At 63.6% G+C, this 14,803-nt stretch carries 13 protein-coding genes; 10 read left to right on the forward strand and 3 right to left on the reverse strand.

All coding sequences use genetic code 11. The features are described 5' to 3' along the window. Nucleotides 1–595 precede the first annotated feature (595 nt). From ACZZ0Q_RS12890 to cobA, 6 genes are all read left to right on the forward strand, one after another. On the forward strand, nucleotides 596–4,612 hold the full coding sequence (locus ACZZ0Q_RS12890) for a molybdopterin-dependent oxidoreductase (RefSeq protein WP_463542337.1): 4,017 nt from the start codon (nucleotides 596–598) through the stop codon (nucleotides 4,610–4,612). Between the two features lie 294 nt (nucleotides 4,613–4,906). Then, a complete protein-coding gene (locus ACZZ0Q_RS12895; RefSeq protein ID WP_463560635.1) occupies nucleotides 4,907–6,112 on the forward strand; it encodes a CmpA/NrtA family ABC transporter substrate-binding protein in 1,206 nt (401 codons plus the stop codon). Nucleotides 6,113–6,127: 15 nt separating this feature from the next. After that, nucleotides 6,128–6,703, forward strand: coding sequence for an ANTAR domain-containing response regulator (locus tag ACZZ0Q_RS12900; protein ID WP_463542042.1), 576 nt, complete (start codon nucleotides 6,128–6,130; stop codon nucleotides 6,701–6,703). Between the two features lie 446 nt (nucleotides 6,704–7,149). Further along, nucleotides 7,150–8,364, forward strand: a complete 1,215-nt coding sequence (locus tag ACZZ0Q_RS12905) for an MFS transporter (RefSeq protein WP_122498280.1) — start codon at nucleotides 7,150–7,152, stop codon at nucleotides 8,362–8,364. A gap of 9 nt (nucleotides 8,365–8,373) precedes the next feature. Further along, complete coding sequence (locus tag ACZZ0Q_RS12910) at nucleotides 8,374–10,053, forward strand: protein kinase domain-containing protein (protein WP_463560637.1); 1,680 nt, start codon at nucleotides 8,374–8,376, stop codon at nucleotides 10,051–10,053. 88 nt (nucleotides 10,054–10,141) lie between these two features. Then, nucleotides 10,142–10,894: a uroporphyrinogen-III C-methyltransferase gene (gene cobA / locus ACZZ0Q_RS12915; protein ID WP_463542041.1), complete on the forward strand. Its 753-nt coding sequence runs from the start codon at nucleotides 10,142–10,144 to the stop codon at nucleotides 10,892–10,894. Here cobA and ACZZ0Q_RS12920 read toward each other — a convergent pair. Further along, on the reverse strand, nucleotides 10,891–11,334 hold the full coding sequence (locus ACZZ0Q_RS12920) for a hypothetical protein (protein WP_463542040.1): 444 nt from the start codon (nucleotides 11,332–11,334) through the stop codon (nucleotides 10,891–10,893). The genes cobA and ACZZ0Q_RS12920 overlap by 4 nt on opposite strands. Nucleotides 11,335–11,597: 263 nt before the next feature. On the opposite strand from ACZZ0Q_RS12920, the gene ACZZ0Q_RS12925 reads away from it, so the two are divergent. Further along, the gene (locus ACZZ0Q_RS12925; protein WP_463542039.1) at nucleotides 11,598–12,212 is read left to right on the forward strand and encodes a hypothetical protein; all 615 of its coding nucleotides are present in this window, start codon (nucleotides 11,598–11,600) and stop codon (nucleotides 12,210–12,212) included. Between the two features lie 6 nt (nucleotides 12,213–12,218). Here ACZZ0Q_RS12925 and ACZZ0Q_RS12930 read toward each other — a convergent pair whose 3' ends face one another. Beyond that, on the reverse strand, nucleotides 12,219–12,749 hold the full coding sequence (locus tag ACZZ0Q_RS12930) for an MgtC/SapB family protein (RefSeq protein WP_463542038.1): 531 nt from the start codon (nucleotides 12,747–12,749) through the stop codon (nucleotides 12,219–12,221). Then, entirely contained in the window at nucleotides 12,746–12,916 is a 171-nt protein-coding gene (locus tag ACZZ0Q_RS12935; protein ID WP_463542037.1) for a PSPA7_2676 family Cys-rich small protein, read from the reverse strand. Before ACZZ0Q_RS12935 ends, ACZZ0Q_RS12930 begins: the two co-directional genes overlap by 4 nt. A 257-nt stretch (nucleotides 12,917–13,173) precedes the next feature. Between ACZZ0Q_RS12935 and ACZZ0Q_RS12940 the strand changes: the two genes are divergently transcribed. The 3 genes from ACZZ0Q_RS12940 to ACZZ0Q_RS12950 all read left to right on the forward strand — a co-directional run bounded on the left by ACZZ0Q_RS12940 (nucleotide 13,174) and on the right by ACZZ0Q_RS12950 (nucleotide 14,697). Further along, nucleotides 13,174–13,398 carry a hypothetical protein gene (locus tag ACZZ0Q_RS12940; protein ID WP_463542036.1) on the forward strand — a complete coding sequence of 75 codons (225 nt, stop codon included), beginning with the start codon at nucleotides 13,174–13,176 and terminating at the stop codon, nucleotides 13,396–13,398. Nucleotides 13,399–13,454: 56 nt separating this feature from the next. Continuing rightward, the gene (locus ACZZ0Q_RS12945; RefSeq protein WP_463542035.1) at nucleotides 13,455–14,057 is read left to right on the forward strand and encodes an NAD(P)H-binding protein; all 603 of its coding nucleotides are present in this window, start codon (nucleotides 13,455–13,457) and stop codon (nucleotides 14,055–14,057) included. A gap of 220 nt (nucleotides 14,058–14,277) precedes the next feature. Beyond that, nucleotides 14,278–14,697 carry a hypothetical protein gene (locus ACZZ0Q_RS12950; protein WP_463542034.1) on the forward strand — a complete coding sequence of 140 codons (420 nt, stop codon included), beginning with the start codon at nucleotides 14,278–14,280 and terminating at the stop codon, nucleotides 14,695–14,697. Nucleotides 14,698–14,803 lie beyond the last annotated feature (106 nt).

The raw sequence follows: 14,803 nt of genomic DNA on the forward strand, positions 1-14,803 counted from the left end.
ACGTACCTGCCAGAGCCAACGCGGTTTTGTCGAAGCAAAAAAAAAGCGCCCGGAACCAAAAAGGTTCCAGGCGCCTTTGCCTGTTCGTGCTGCCGGCCCTTGAGCCAAAGCAGTCATGTAGTACCCGGGCCGTTAGCGGCCAGACGATCGCCATTGATCGACAGGGCATCCCACACGCTGCAACGCGGCGGGTTGCAGTCTCGTATGCAGCGGTTGTGCCAGAAGGAAAACAACAACGGCGCAGAGGCCGTGGCGTGGGGGTTTTGCGCAGTGGCGTGGGGGCGTTGCCGCGCCCGAATCTGGAGCCAAAACAGTGCGACCACCTGCCCGACGCCCCAATTCGGACCCAAGAAACCCTGTGGGAGCGGCTTTAGCCGCGATGCTCTTAGCAGCCAAAGCATCGCGGCTAAAGCCCCTCCCACGGGGGTGTGCAGGGCTCGCGAGGTTGTTGGCCCAGCCATTGCTACACACACACGCAAAGGCCATCAACGTCGATGGCCGCACTTTCAGGCAAAGGCGCCATGCAGCCCCGTTGAAAAACGGTGCGCTGCATGGCGCCTTTTTCGTTTCAGCGGGGAATGGCATGGGCGAGATCATCACCAGCAAAAGCGTACGCAGCGTGTGCCCTTATTGCGGCGTGGGCTGCGGCATTGTCATGCAGGTGGAAAACAACCTGATCGTCAAAGTGTCCGGCGACAAACAGCACCCCACCAACGCCGGCCGGCTGTGCACCAAGGGCAGCACGTGCGGCCAAGCGGTGGCCAACAGCGGGCGCATGGAACACGCCTTTATGCGCCAGGAACGCAACCGCGACCCGGTGCGCGTGGGCATCGAACAGGCAATCGAGGCCACCGCCAGCCGCTTGCGCAGCATCATCGACACGCACGGGCCAGACGCCGTGGCCTTGTATGTGTCCGGGCAAATGTCGCTGGAAGCCCAGTACCTGGCGAACAAACTGGCCAAGGGTTTTATCCGCAGCCGGCATATCGAATCCAACTCGCGGCTGTGCATGGCCAGCGCTGGCAGCGGCTACAAGCTGTCGCTCGGCGCCGACGGCCCGCCCGGCTCGTACGACGATTTCGAGCACAGCGATGTGTTTGTGGTGATCGGCTCGAACATGGCCGACTGTCACCCGATTCTGTTTCTGCGCCTGCTCGACCGCTTAAAGGCCGGCGCCAAACTGGTGGTCATCGACCCGCGCCGCAGTGCCACGGCCGACAAGGCCGATCTGTTTTTGCAGATTCGCCCGGGCACCGACCTGGCCCTGCTCAACGGCCTGCTGCACCTGCTGGTCGCCAACGGCCACAGCGACAAAGCCTTTATCCAATCCTTCACCGACGGCTGGGAGGTGATGGAAGATTTTCTCGCGCTCTACACGCCCGCCTACGTCGCCGAAATCACCGGCCTCGCCGAAGCCGATATCCGCCAGACCGCGCAATGGATCGGTGAAGCCGCCAACTGGATGAGCTGCTGGACCATGGGCCTCAACCAGAGCATTCACGGCACCTGGCACACCAACGCGCTGTGCAACCTGCACCTGGCCACCGGCGCCATTTGCCGGCCGGGCAGCGGACCGTTTTCCCTCACCGGCCAACCCAATGCCATGGGCGGCCGCGAGATGGGCTACATGGGCCCCGGCCTACCCGGCCAGCGCTCGGCGCTGGTTGCCGACGACCGCCAGTTCATCGAACAGCTGTGGGCACTAGAACCCGGCGCCCTGCGCGCTGAAGCCGGCGACGGCACCGTGGCGATGTTCGAGCAAATGCGCGCCGGGGCGATCAAGGCTTGCTGGATTATCTGCACCAACCCGGTGGCCAGCGCGCCCAATCGGCAGACGGTTATCGAGGCGCTGCAAGCCGCCGAACTGGTGATAACCCAGGACGCTTACCTCGACACCGAAACCAACCGCTACGCCGACATTCTGCTGCCCGGCGCGCTGTGGGCCGAAGCCGAGGGCGTGATGATCAACTCCGAGCGCAACCTCACCCTCATGCAAGCGGCCGTGCAGCCGCCCGGCGACACCCTGCCCGACTGGCAACTGATCGCCCGCGTGGCCTGCGCCATGGGCTACGCCGAGGCCTTCCGCTACACCAGCGCGGAGCAGGTGTTCGAAGAAATCAAACAGGCCGCCAACCCCGGCACCGGCTACGACATTCGCGGCGCCAGCTACGCCCGCTTGCAGCAGGCGCCGGTGCAATGGCCGTGCGCGAGCGAGGCGACTGGCGAGCGCAACCCGATCCGCTACCGCAGCGAAACCACCCTGCGGTTCCCCACCGCCAGCGGCAAAGCGCAGTTTTTCGCCCGCCCTTATCTGCCGCCCGCTGAACTGCCCGACGACGACTACCCGCTGGTGCTCAACACCGGCCGCGTGCAGCACCAATGGCACACGCTGACCAAGACCGGCAAGGTGCCAAGCCTGAACAAACTCAACCCCGGCCCGTTCGTGGAAATTCACCCCAGCGACGCCGCGCGCCTGGGCATTCGTGCCGGCAGCAAGGTGGAAATTCTCTCACGGCGTGGCCGCGCGGTGTTGCCAGCAGTGGTCAGCGACCGGGTGCAGTTAGGCAACTGTTTTGCGCCGTTTCATTGGAATGATGTGTTTGGCGAACAGTTGGCAATCAACGCCGTCACCAGCGACGCCATCGACCCGATTTCCCTGCAGCCGGCGTTCAAGTTTTGCGCTGTCGCCTTGCACCCCGTCAGCCCACCCGACGAAGCGCTGCCCTCGCCCTCCGCCAAGGAATTTGCTCCGATGACAATCGATGCCTTCGCCCGCCAGCTCAACCTCGACGGCCCGGCCCCACTGGCGTTGGCCAGCGACGAGCAGCTGTATATGCAAGGCTTTCTGCTGGGCCTGCGCAACGAGCAAGCGCGCCAGGCCGGCGTGCCTACGCTGCCCGCCAGCGCGCCGTTTGCGCCGAACAATCGGCTGTTGGTGAACGGGCTGCTGGCCGGTTTGTTCTCCCGCGCCGCTGAAGCGCCCAGCGCCGAAACCGACAGCGGCGAGGCGCCGTGGCTCGTTCTTTGGGCTTCGCAAACTGGCAACAGCGAAACCCTCGCTGCCACCTGCGCCGAACGCCTGGGCAGCGCCGGTCAGCGGGCGAAGCTGCAAGCCATGGACGAGGCCAAGCTGGACGACCTGCGCAACGCCGCCGGCGTGCTGTTAGTGACCAGCACCTTTGGCGACGGCGACCCGCCCGACAACGCCAGCGACTTCTGGCACAGCCTGCAAAGTGCCGAGGCCGACGCCCTGGTCAACAGCCGCTTTAGCGTGTTGGCTCTGGGTGATTCGAGCTACCAGCAATTTTGCGGCTTCGGCCGCAAGCTCGACGAACGCCTGGCCGCCCTCGGCGCCGAGCGTTTGCAGCCGCGCCTAGAATGCGAGCCCGACTTCCACGCCCCCGCCGAGCAATGGCTGACGCAGCTGTGCAGCCGCTTCGCCAGCAACAGCGCCGCGCCCGCCCTGCTGCGCCCGACGCCAAGCGAAAGCAGCACGTACAACCGCGCCAACCCGCTGCGAACCACGCTGGTGCACAACCAGGTGCTGAACCGCCCGGGCTCGGTCAAAGAAACCCGTCACCTTGCCTTCGACCTGACCGGCCACGACTTCCCCTACCAAGCCGGTGACGCGCTGGGCGTGTGGCCGAGCAACGACACCGCGCTGGTCGATGAACTGCTCGCCACCCTGCGGCTTGATGGCGACAGCACCGTCGAACTCGACAATCAGGCGTCGATGCCGCTGCGTGAAGCCCTTACCGAGCACCTGGAAATCGCCCGCATCAGCCCTGATCTGCTGCGCCGCGTGGCCGGGCACAACGGCAGTCCGTTTCTGCAAGAACTGCTGCACGAAGGCAATCAGGCGGCGCTGCAAGATTGGCTATGGGGGCGGCAGGTGCCGACGCTGCTGCGCGAATACCCCATCGCCCTCGACGCCCAACAACTGGCGCGCCTGCTCAAACCGTTGCAGCCGCGCCTGTACTCGATCAGCTCCAGCCCGACCGTGACGCCAAACGAAGTACACCTGACCGTCGCCGTGGTGCGTTATCAGCATCAAGGCCAGGCCCGTGGCGGCGTGTGCTCGACCTTTCTCGCCGACCGCGCCGCCAACACGGGCGTGCGCATCTTCCTGCAACGCTCCACCCACTTCCGCCCGCCGCAAGACCCGGCCACGCCGCTGATCATGATCGGCCCCGGCACCGGCATCGCCCCGTTCCGCGCCTTTTTGCAAGAGCGTCAGGCCCAAGGCGGCACCGGAAAAAACTGGCTGTTCTTCGGCGAACAGCGCGCCGTGAGCGACTTCTACTACCACGATGAACTGCGCACCTGGCAACGCAGCGGCCTGCTCACCCGCCTGGACACCGCGTTCTCGCGCGACCAGGCCGAGAAGATTTACGTGCAACAACGCATGCTCGAAGAAGGCGCCGCCCTCTGGCAATGGCTGCAACAAGGCGCCTACGTGTGCGTGTGCGGCGACGCTAGCCGCATGGCCAAAGACGTGGATGCCGCGCTGAAAAAGATCGTGCAGGTGCACGGCAAAATGACCGCCGGGGCGGCTACGTTGTATGTGAGTGGGATGAGTAAGGATCGGCGGTATTTGCGGGATGTTTATTAGCGGCGCGCATTGCCTGTTGGATGTTTGTCAGGGCATCAATTCTGGATTCCCGCGTGCGCGGGAATGACGGAGGTTTTTGTAACGATCACCGTCATCCCCGCGCAGGCGGCGGTCCGGCGATCCGGGATCCAGAATCTCAAGGCTAACCACGATATCCGGCACACCCTTTGCTCTCCCATTCTCAAAGACCATCATCAGGCCAACCCCAGTCATGACAACGGCGTCGTGCGCAACTGGCCCTCCAGGCCGGACGCTACGGCGCTTTTTTTTGCAATACGGTTTGGGAACAGCGCCATGAGCGACTCAAGCAATCCCCTGGATGCCCTTCACGCCCTCGCCTGGGTGGCCGGCAGCGATGCGCCGGAAAAGAACGTGCTGAACCTGGGCTTCATGCCGCTCAGCGATTGCGCCTCGGTGGTGGTCGCCGCCACGCAGGGCTTCGCGCAGCCCTATGGATTAACGCTTAACCTCAAGCGCCAAAGCTCGTGGGCTGGCCTCAGTGACAAGCTGCTGTGCGGCGAACTCGACGCGGCGCACAGCCTGTACGGCATGGTCTACGCCCTGCAACTGGGCATCAGCGGTGCGCCGGCCACCGACATGGCGGTGCTCATGGGCCTGAACCAGAACGGCCAGAGCATCAACCTGTCGCAGCCGTTGAAAGACGCTGGCGTGACCACGGCCAGTGCACTGAACCTGCGCGCGCACCAAAGCGGCTCAAAATTGACCTTCGCGCAAACCTTCCCGACCGGCACCCACGCCATGTGGTTGTACTACTGGCTGGCGAGCCAGGGCATTCATCCGCTGCAGGATGTGAACAGCGTGGTTGTGCCGCCGCCGCAAATGCTCGCGCACCTGCAAGCCGGGCGTATCGACGGTTTTTGCGTGGGCGAGCCCTGGGGCGCGCACGCCATTGCCCAGGAGCAAGGTTTTACCGTCACCACCAGCCAGGCGATCTGGCCGGACCACCCGGAAAAAGTGCTGGCCAGCACTCGCGCGTTTGTCGAGCAATACCCCAACACCGCGCGCGCGTTGGTAATGGCCGTGCTGGAAGCCAGCCGTTTTATCGAAGAAAGCCCTGAGAACCGCCGCAGCACCGCGCAGTTGCTCAGCGCCAGCGAGTTTCTCGATGCGCCGGTCACAAGCATCGAACCGCGCCTGCTCGGCCGTTATAGCGACGGCCTGGGCGCCAGCTGGCACGACGAACACGCCCTGCGCTTCCACGCCCACGGCGCGGCGAACTTCCCGTACCTGTCGGACGGCATGTGGTTCATGACCCAGTTCCGCCGCTGGGGCCTGCTGCGTGAAGAGCCCGACTACCTCGCCGTGGCGCATCAGGTGCAGCAGCTTGAGCTTTACAGCCGAGCGGCCGGCAGCCTGGAAATCACCGTGCCGGCCTCGCCCATGCGCAGCAGCCAGTTGCTCGACGGCAGCGTGTGGGACGGCAGCGACCCCGCCGCCTACGCCCGCAGCTTTGCCTTGCACGCCTTTAGCGATCAGTAAGCGGAGCCGCCAGCCATGTTGCGAATTCTGCTGATCAACGACACCTCCAAGAAAGTCGGGCGCCTGCGCGCCGCCCTGAGCGAAGCCGGTTTCGAGGTGATCGACGAATCCGGCCTGACCATCGACCTGCCCGCCCGCGTTGAAGCCGTGCGCCCCGACGTGGTGCTGATCGACACCGAATCGCCGAGCCGCGATGTGATGGAGCAAGTGGTACTGGTCAGCCGCGACCAGCCCCGGCCGATCGTGATGTTCACCGACGAGCACGACCCGGACGTGATGCGCCAGGCGATTAAATCCGGCGTGAGCGCGTACATCGTCGAAGGCATTCACGCCCAGCGTTTGCAGCCGATCATGGACGTGGCCATGGCCCGTTTCGAAAGCGACCAGACCCTGCGCGCCCAACTGCACGCCCGCGACCAGCAACTGGCCGAACGCAAACGCGTGGAACTGGCCAAAGGGCTGCTGATGAAAATGAAAGACTGCAACGAGGATGAGGCTTACACGCTGATGCGCAGGCAGGCGATGAGTCGGCAGCAGAAATTGATTCAGGTGGCGGAGCAGATTATTGCGATGAGTGAGCTGTTGAATTAATCCTTTCGCCGTAGCACCGGGTCTCTTCCGAAACTCTGGATTCCGAATCGTCGGACCGCCGCCTGCGCGGGAATGACGGTGGTGTTTGGGAGAACACCGTCATCCTCGCGCACGCGGGGATCCAGAATCTCAAGTCGTACGCGTTGGTGCGTACACCGAGTCCAGCGCTCCAAAACGCAGCACAACAAAGCACGCCTATCCGCCAGAACAGCTCAAAACCCCCATCCCAGGCCCCTTCACCAAACCTGGCACACAACCTGCTCATACATCCTCACAGGTAGCCAACGGCGGTTGCCCCACCACGACAAAGACGTCGCTATTCCCTAGGCCCACGTGCCCGGAGGAATGCGGCGTTTTTTGCGTTTTTGGCCTCGGAAACGAGGGGGTGGAGCAGCCGTAAAGCTGCCCACCTGCAAACACATTTCCTTTTGCAGATGAGGTGTTCAATGAACAACAACAGTTTCTGGAAAGCCGGGCACACCCCCACGCTGTTTGCGGCGTTCCTGTATTTCGATTTGAGCTTTATGGTCTGGTACCTGCTTGGCCCAATGGCGGTGCAGATTGCTACCGATTTGCAGCTCACCACCCAGCAGCGCGGTTTTATGGTCGCCACGCCGATTCTGGCCGGCGCGCTGTTGCGCTTTGTGATGGGCATGTTGGCCGACCAGCTGTCGCCGAAAACGGCGGGCATTTTTGGCCAGATCATTGTCATCGGCGCCTTGGCGGTCGCTTGGCAGTTGGGCATTCACAGTTATGAGCAAGCGCTGCTGCTCGGCGTTTTCCTGGGCATGGCTGGCGCTTCGTTCGCGGTGGCATTGCCGCTGGCGTCGCAGTGGTATCCGGCCGAGCATCAGGGCAAGGCCATGGGCATTGCCGGCGCCGGTAACTCGGGCACGGTGCTCGCCGCGCTGGCTGCGCCGGTGTTGGCGGCGGCGTTTGGCTGGACCAACGTGTTCGGCCTGGCGCTGATTCCGCTGGTGCTCACCCTCGTCGCCTTCAGCCTGATGGCGCGCAATGCACCCAACCGCGCCAAACCAAAATCCATGGGCGACTACTTCAAAGCCCTCGGCGACCGTGACAGCTGGTGGTTTATGTTTTTCTACAGCGTCACCTTCGGCGGCTTTATCGGCCTGGCCAGCGCCCTGCCCGGCTATTTCCACGATCAATACGGCCTCAACCCGGTGACCGCTGGTTACTACACCGCTGCCTGCGTGTTCGGGGGCAGCCTGATGCGTCCTCTGGGCGGCGCGCTGGCGGACCGTTTCGGCGGCATTCGCACGCTGTTGGGCATGTACGCGGTAGCGGCCATCTGTATCGCGGCGGTGGGTTTCCACTTGTCCAGTTCGGTGGCGGCATTGGCGTTGTTCGTGGCGGCGATGCTTGGCCTGGGTGCTGGCAACGGCGCGGTGTTCCAACTGGTGCCACAGCGCTTTCGTAAGGAAATTGGCGTCATGACCGGCCTGATCGGCATGGCCGGCGGCATCGGTGGTTTCCTGCTGGCGGCGGGTCTGGGCGCAATCAAGCAAAACACCGGCGATTACCAGTTGGGCCTGTGGTTGTTCGCCAGCCTCGGCGTGGTGGCCTGGTTTGGTCTGCACGGGGTGAAACGCCGCTGGAGAACCACCTGGGGTTCGGCCGCCTTCACCGCGGCACGCGTTTAAGAGCACGCCATGAGCCTGCAACTGAGCTACGCGCAAGCCAGCGCCAGCGGACCACGGGCTGAGAACCAGGACGCTGTGCGCCTGGTCACGCCCGCCCCGGCGTTGGCCGCCAGCAAGGGTTATTTATTCGCCCTGGCCGACGGCGTCAGCCAATGCGCGGACGGCGGCCTGGCCGCCCGTTCGACCCTGCAAGCGTTGGCGCTCGACTACTACGCCACCCCGGAAACCTGGGGCGTGGCGCAGGCGCTGGACCGTTTGCTGCTGGCGCAGAATCGCTGGCTGCACGCCAACGGTGGCGGGCAGCCGCTGCTCACCACCCTGAGTGCGCTGGTGGTGCGCGGCAAGCAATTTACCCTGGCGCATATTGGCGACTGCCGCGTGTATCGCTGGTTCGCCGGGCAGTTGCAGCGCATCAGCGAAGACCACGTGTGGGGCCAGCCGGGCATGCAGCATGTGCTCAAGCGCGCCATGGGCCTGGAGCAGCATGTGGTGGTCGATTACCTGGACGGTGAATTGCGCCAGGGCGAGAGCTTTCTGCTGGTGAGCGATGGCATCTGGGCGACCCTCAGCGAGGCGTCGATTGCTGGCATCTTGCGTGACGAAACCGAATTGCAGGCCGCCAGCCAGGCGCTGGTGACCGCCGCGCACAAGGCCGGCAGCCAGGACAACGCCAGTGCCTTGTTGGTAAGGGTCGAAGCCCTGGGCGAAGCGAGCCTGGGCGATGTGCTCGGCCAGATTGAGCAATGGCCCGTGCCACCGGCCCTGAAGCCTGGGCAATTGTTTGAAGGCTGGAAGGTGGATGCCCTGGTGGGCCAAAGCCGTCAATCGCTGGTTTACCGCGTTCGTGCCTCGGGGCCCAACGCACAACAAACCCCCTGGCTGCTGAAAACCCTGCCAGCCAGCCGCGAAAGTGACAGCAATGCGGGCCAGGCCTTGTTGCAGGAAGAGTGGTTTCTGCGCCGGGTGGCCGGTCGTTACTTTCCCGAGGTGCACCACGCCAATCAGCGTCAGCACCTGTACTACCTGATGCGCGAACACGAAGGCATCACCTTGGCCGAGCACTTCAACCTGCACGGCAACTTCGGCCTTAACCACTGGCTGGAAATCGCCTCGCGCCTGTTACGGGCGCTGGGCATGTTGCACCGGCGCAATATCCTGCACCGGGACATCAAACCGGAAAACCTGCTGCTCAGCAGCGACGGTGAACTGCGGGTGTTGGATTTCGGCCTCGCCTACTGCCCTGGCCTGTCGCCGCAGGACAACGGCGAGCTGCCCGGCACCCCCAGTTTCATCGCCCCGGAAGCGTACGCCGGCGCCGCGCCGAGCGTGGCGCAAGATCTCTACAGCGCGGGCGTGACCTTGTACTTTCTGCTCACCGGGCATTACCCGCACGGTGAAATTGAAGCCTTTCAACGCCCGCGTTTCGGCGTGCCTGTTGCGGCCAGTCGCTACCGGCCCGACCTGCCGGAATGGCTGGTGCACAACCTGGAAAAAGCCTTGGCCAACGACCCGGCGCAGCGTTTTGAAACCGCTGAAGAATGGCTGCTGGCCCTGCAACAAGGTGAACACCAACCCCCTGCCCGCCCGCGCCCCTTGCTGGAACGCGAACCGCTGAAGGTGTGGCGTGGGCTGGCGTTGGTTTCGCTGCTGATCAATATCGGGCTGCTGGTGTGGGTATTACACACATGACGACACGATCCATGACCCCATTCGCGAGCAAGCTCGCTCCTACAAAAACGTGCAGCGCGTTTAGCCTGACCCGTTGGAGGAAATTCCTATGAGCGCAAAAGTCTGGTTGGTGGGCGCCGGTCCTGGTGATCCGGAGTTGTTGACCCTTAAAGCCGTGCGCGCCCTGAACGCGGCGCAGGTGGTGATGATTGACGACTTGGTCAATCCGGCCGTGCTCGAGCATTGCCCTAACGCCAAGGTGATCGCGGTGGGCAAGCGCGGCGGCTGCCGTTCGACGCCGCAGGAATTTATTCACCGGCTGATGCTGCGTTATGCGCGGCAGGGCTATTGCGTGGTGCGCCTGAAAGGCGGCGACCCGTGCATTTTCGGCCGAGGCAGTGAGGAAGCCGACTGGCTTGGCGCCCATGGCATTGAAGTGGAACTGGTCAACGGCATCACCGCCGGCCTGGCGGGCGCCACCCAATGCGGCATTCCCCTGACCCTGCGCGGCGTGGCGCGCGGTGTGACGTTGGTGACGGCCCACACGCAAGACGACAGCAGCCTGAACTGGCGCGCCCTGGCGCAAACCGGCACCACGCTGGTGATCTATATGGGCGTCGCGAAACTGGCCGAGGTGCAGCGCGAGTTGCTGGCCGGTGGCCTACCGGCGCACACGCCGGTGGCCATGATCGAAAACGCCTCGCTGCCGCACCAGCGTGAATGCCGCAGCCAGTTGGCGGGCATGCACGAGGCAGCGTTGGCGTTTGAACTGAAGGCCCCGGCCGTTCTGGTGATCGGCGAGGTGGCCGCGCTCGGGCAGTTAGCCGTGGCGGCTACTGAAGCGCCGGCCTGTGCGGGTTAGATAAACCGTTGCTTAGCGACGCCGCGTGGCAGGCGGTTGCGGCCGGGCAGTTGTTGCAAGCGTTGCTGCCAGGCGGCACGTGGGCTGAGCGCGGCGGCGGCTTTGGGCGCAGATTCCGGTTTTGCTGCGGGCTGAGGTTTGCTGGCAACGGGTTTGGCTTCGGTAGGCTTTGCGGCAGGCGCATGGGCTGTCGGCTTGGGCTCACTGGCGACGGTGGTGACTGCTTGGCCGTCTTCGCTGGCGGCAGCTTTCGCGGCTTTGGCAGCAGCGCGTAGTTCGGCCAGGGTTGGGGTTTTACGCACCGGTTCGGCGGCGGCCTTTTCCGCGGCGCGAAGGCACAGCTTGCAGGTGACCTGGCTGAGATCGGCAGCACTTTCGAGACTGGCGCCGGTGCGGCCGCAGGCGATGGTGTCCGGGGACGGCGAGTAATGGGTGGCCAACGGTGTGTCTCCTCTGGTCGGGGCGCGGGATTTTACACAGCCGGTGGCCGGGGTAAAAGGGCTTGAAATTCAGATGGATAGGCGGCGGTTGGAAGCGTTGGGCAGGCGCCGGGTGTACGACCAAAAGCATCCCGGCTAATCGGAATGTCGCCCAGCCGCTCCCACAGAAAACCTCGGCCCTGTGGGAGCCGCTTTAGCCGCGATTCCTGGAGAAGAGGATGCCGGCTATAGTCTCCCCTCCTCCTATCTCGGCGCTCTGCTTGATGAATGTTGTGATTGCCCTGCTCGGCCTGCTGCTCACTTCAATGGCATCCGCCGCCGCCCTCGACCCCAACGCACCCGCCCCCATTCCCTCGCCTGTCTCTCAGGTCGAATGGCGCGCGGTATTGGCAGAGGTGAAATCGCCGGTGGCCAACCTGGAGGCACGTGCCAGTCGCGAAGCGGGCTTGCTTCACGGCCCCGCCGAGGTAGCCGCCGAGGGTTTGGTGGATCGCATTGCCGGTGCCAATAACTATGCGTTGCAGCCGCTCCAGCCGTTCGTGGCAACGCTGGGCAGTTCGGCGACTTTGTCGACTTTCGTCGATACCCAGCGCGATCAGGCGGTGCGCAAGAACGGCACCCTGGTGAATCAGCCGCAGCCGCTGCGGGTGGGCTATTCAATCGTGGTCACGCCTAGCTTGCAGCCCGGCACGCCGGAAGGTGTGGTGATGAGCGAGGTGGTGGTGGCGCAAACCCTCGCCGAGGGCAGTGCGGTGCATCAGGCCAACGCCTATAACAAGGCCGGGCTGCGCGAGGGGGATTTTCAAACCTTGGTGTGGACCACCGGCAAGCGCCAGTTTTTGTTGGTGTTGCGGCGCAAGACCGCGGCGCCCCTGTAGGCGGGCTCACTTCGGCGGGTCTTCGTCCTCTTGCGTAAGCTGACCCTGCTCCGGGCTGCCCTTGTCCAGCCGACTCATCAGGTGCGGCACCAGATTAAGCACGATCAAGCCGAAGACCGTACCCAGCAGCGCCGTGGCCTCGCGGCCCAGTCCGACCGTAATGCCAATCGCGCACGTGAGCCAGATACCCGCCGCCGTGGTCAGGCCTTTCACTTCATTGGGCGAGCGCCCTTTCAGAATGGTGCCGGCGCACAGAAAGCCGATACCGGCGACCACGCCTTGCATCACGCGGCTCATGGCATCGTCTTCAGCGCCCATTTGCTCCGCCGCCATCACAAACAGCGCACTGCCCAGGGCGACGAGCATATGGGTGCGAACCCCGGCTGATTTCCCTTGTTGTTCGCGCTCCCAACCGAGCAACCCGCCCAGCAGCGTGGCGAGCGCCATGCGCAAGGTGACGCGGGTGGTGTGGGCGATGTCGTTAAGGTCGGAAAACTCGCCAATCACGGTGGCAAGAATCGTCTCCCACGTGTTCAAGCGGCGCCGCCGTGCCCGCCCTCGCCCGTGGCAGTCGGCAGGCCCTCGGGCAAGTAACGGTGCGCGCCGCAGCGTGAACAGCATTGGCACAGCAGCAGCTCGCTGCCGAACAGTTCATGGGTGGGTTCCAGCCAGTTACAGCCTTTTAGAAAGCAGACAAACGTCATGTCAGCACCTCTTGCGGACCTTGCCGCGAGTTACGCCGTACGTCACGGCCGAGCGTGTTTGTGCATGTCTCCCTTTAATCGACTTTCGCGCACCCGCATTGGTTTAACCATTTTTCGCTGATAGCGACATTTACGCCGTCGTTACGCGCGTGTAACCGACTCGTTGGCTGCCTTTACCGCTTGGCAAATAAAGCTGAACCCTTTGCCCTACCAAGCGGCCAAAGTTAATACCTGCCACCGTTGGAGAAACTCTCAAGATGAGCGGCAACTATTCGTTTGTGGTGCATTACCAGCTTCAGGGCCAAGCCAAGAGCGTGGAGGTGCAAAGCGACACCGAGGCGTTCACCGAAACCCAGGCCCGTCGGCATGTCGAGTCGCTGCACAGTTCAGCCAAGAGCAGCGATATCACCGAGGTTACGGTTAGCGCCGGGCAACCTGGCGGACCCAACGAACCGGGGCGCCAGCGCGCATCCAACGGCTGAAATTCGCACCTGCTTTCCAATTCGCGACACCCACCACCCTCACGAGAATCGCCTAGATGAAAAATCTCGAAACGCCTGCCGTAAAACTCGCTGTGTACGGCGCCCAAAGCAGCATTGGAAACGCGTTGATGGTTGAAGCCTTGGCGCGCCAGTTCGAGACCACGTTGATTCTGGATGACCTGAACGCCGTAAACGCCCGCCCCGGCCTGAGCACCATTCAGGGCGACTTGTACGACGCTATCAGCGTGAGCCACAGCATCGCCGGACGCGACGCGGTCATCGTCGTGCTGCCCGCCTCTGACCACGACCACCAATTCGAAAGCACCTTCAAAGCCGTCACCGCCCTGCTCGATGGCTTGCCGGTCGCCGGTGTGAAACGCCTGCTGCTGCTCGGCGACTTTACCTGGCTGGACGGCGGTGACGACGGCCTGACCGAACCGCTCGGCCACCTGAAAGAACGTCTGACTGCGAGCCCCGTGGTGTGGACGCTTTTCGACGCGCCAACCGCCGACGTGCAGGGCGAAGCGATGACCAGCTTCGTCAGCCAAGTGATCGACGAGGTGTGCCACGCCGAGCACATGCACCAGCGCATCCGCATTCACGCGCAGCCCACGGCCGCGCCCAATCCCGTTGATGTCGACGTTATGCCGCAGCCATAAGGGGCAGCAGGAGGACCGTATGCCACCTGAAAGCGTTGTGTTGCTACTGATCGGAACCTGGCTGCTGGTGGCAGCGGCCGCTTTGTGGGGGATGCTGCGCATCGCCCGTCGCCACCACACCCGACAACCGAGCCGGTCGCCCCAACCCAACCGGCCCCGGCCCGCACCGATGCGGCACAAACCGGCCCGAGCCGGGCATTGATAGAGGAGCGCGTGCAGGATGGATAGCCAGGCAGTCGATAGCCAAACCTTTCTGGATGCGTTTATGACGCTGATGCACGAATGCGCCGTGCCCTTGTTCGAGGAGGCGAAAACCTACGCGCAAGGCGCGGGGTTGGAGGTACGCGTTGAGCTGCATGGGCCGGAAAAAGCCAGCCCAGGGTTGTGTCTGTTGGTGGCGTATCCGGAGGGTCAGGGTGAGCCGGGTTTCAACAGTTGTTGCATCACGGCTGAGCCTGAGCAGCAACGAGTGTTGCATGAGGATTTTTATGCTGATAGCAACCAGCGGCGGGTGCAGCGGGGGAAGTTGGCGTCGATTAATCAGATGGTGTTGCATACGCGGTTGGCGACGTTTTTTCAGACGGCGTTTGGGTTGCAGCCGGATTACATTGCTAAGCAGCACCCTGCTGGGTTTTGGTGAGCGGGGGTTGCTCACCAGGTTAGAAAAATCGCGGCTGAAGCCGCGTTTTTTTTTTGAGCGGCGGCGCTCTGGGCCGGGCTAATAGCCGTGAAACTCTGGATCCCCG

The organism is Pseudomonas sp. AC070 (genome assembly GCF_979258635.1).

Bases quoted from the DNA above. Each gene is read 5' to 3' on its own strand.
- ACZZ0Q_RS12895 (WP_463560635.1), top strand. From the start codon at position 4,907: ATGAGCGACTCAAGCAATCCCCTGGATGCCCTTCACGCCCTCGCCTGG.
- ACZZ0Q_RS12900 (WP_463542042.1), top strand. From the start codon at position 6,128: ATGTTGCGAATTCTGCTGATCAACGACACCTCCAAGAAAGTCGGGCGC.
- ACZZ0Q_RS12905 (WP_122498280.1), top strand. From the start codon at position 7,150: ATGAACAACAACAGTTTCTGGAAAGCCGGGCACACCCCCACGCTGTTT.
- ACZZ0Q_RS12910 (WP_463560637.1), top strand. From the start codon at position 8,374: ATGAGCCTGCAACTGAGCTACGCGCAAGCCAGCGCCAGCGGACCACGG.
- cobA (WP_463542041.1), top strand. From the start codon at position 10,142: ATGAGCGCAAAAGTCTGGTTGGTGGGCGCCGGTCCTGGTGATCCGGAG.
- ACZZ0Q_RS12925 (WP_463542039.1), top strand. From the start codon at position 11,598: ATGAATGTTGTGATTGCCCTGCTCGGCCTGCTGCTCACTTCAATGGCA.
- ACZZ0Q_RS12935 (WP_463542037.1), bottom strand. From the start codon at position 12,916: ATGACGTTTGTCTGCTTTCTAAAAGGCTGTAACTGGCTGGAACCCACC.
- ACZZ0Q_RS12940 (WP_463542036.1), top strand. From the start codon at position 13,174: ATGAGCGGCAACTATTCGTTTGTGGTGCATTACCAGCTTCAGGGCCAA.
- ACZZ0Q_RS12945 (WP_463542035.1), top strand. From the start codon at position 13,455: ATGAAAAATCTCGAAACGCCTGCCGTAAAACTCGCTGTGTACGGCGCC.
- ACZZ0Q_RS12950 (WP_463542034.1), top strand. From the start codon at position 14,278: ATGGATAGCCAGGCAGTCGATAGCCAAACCTTTCTGGATGCGTTTATG.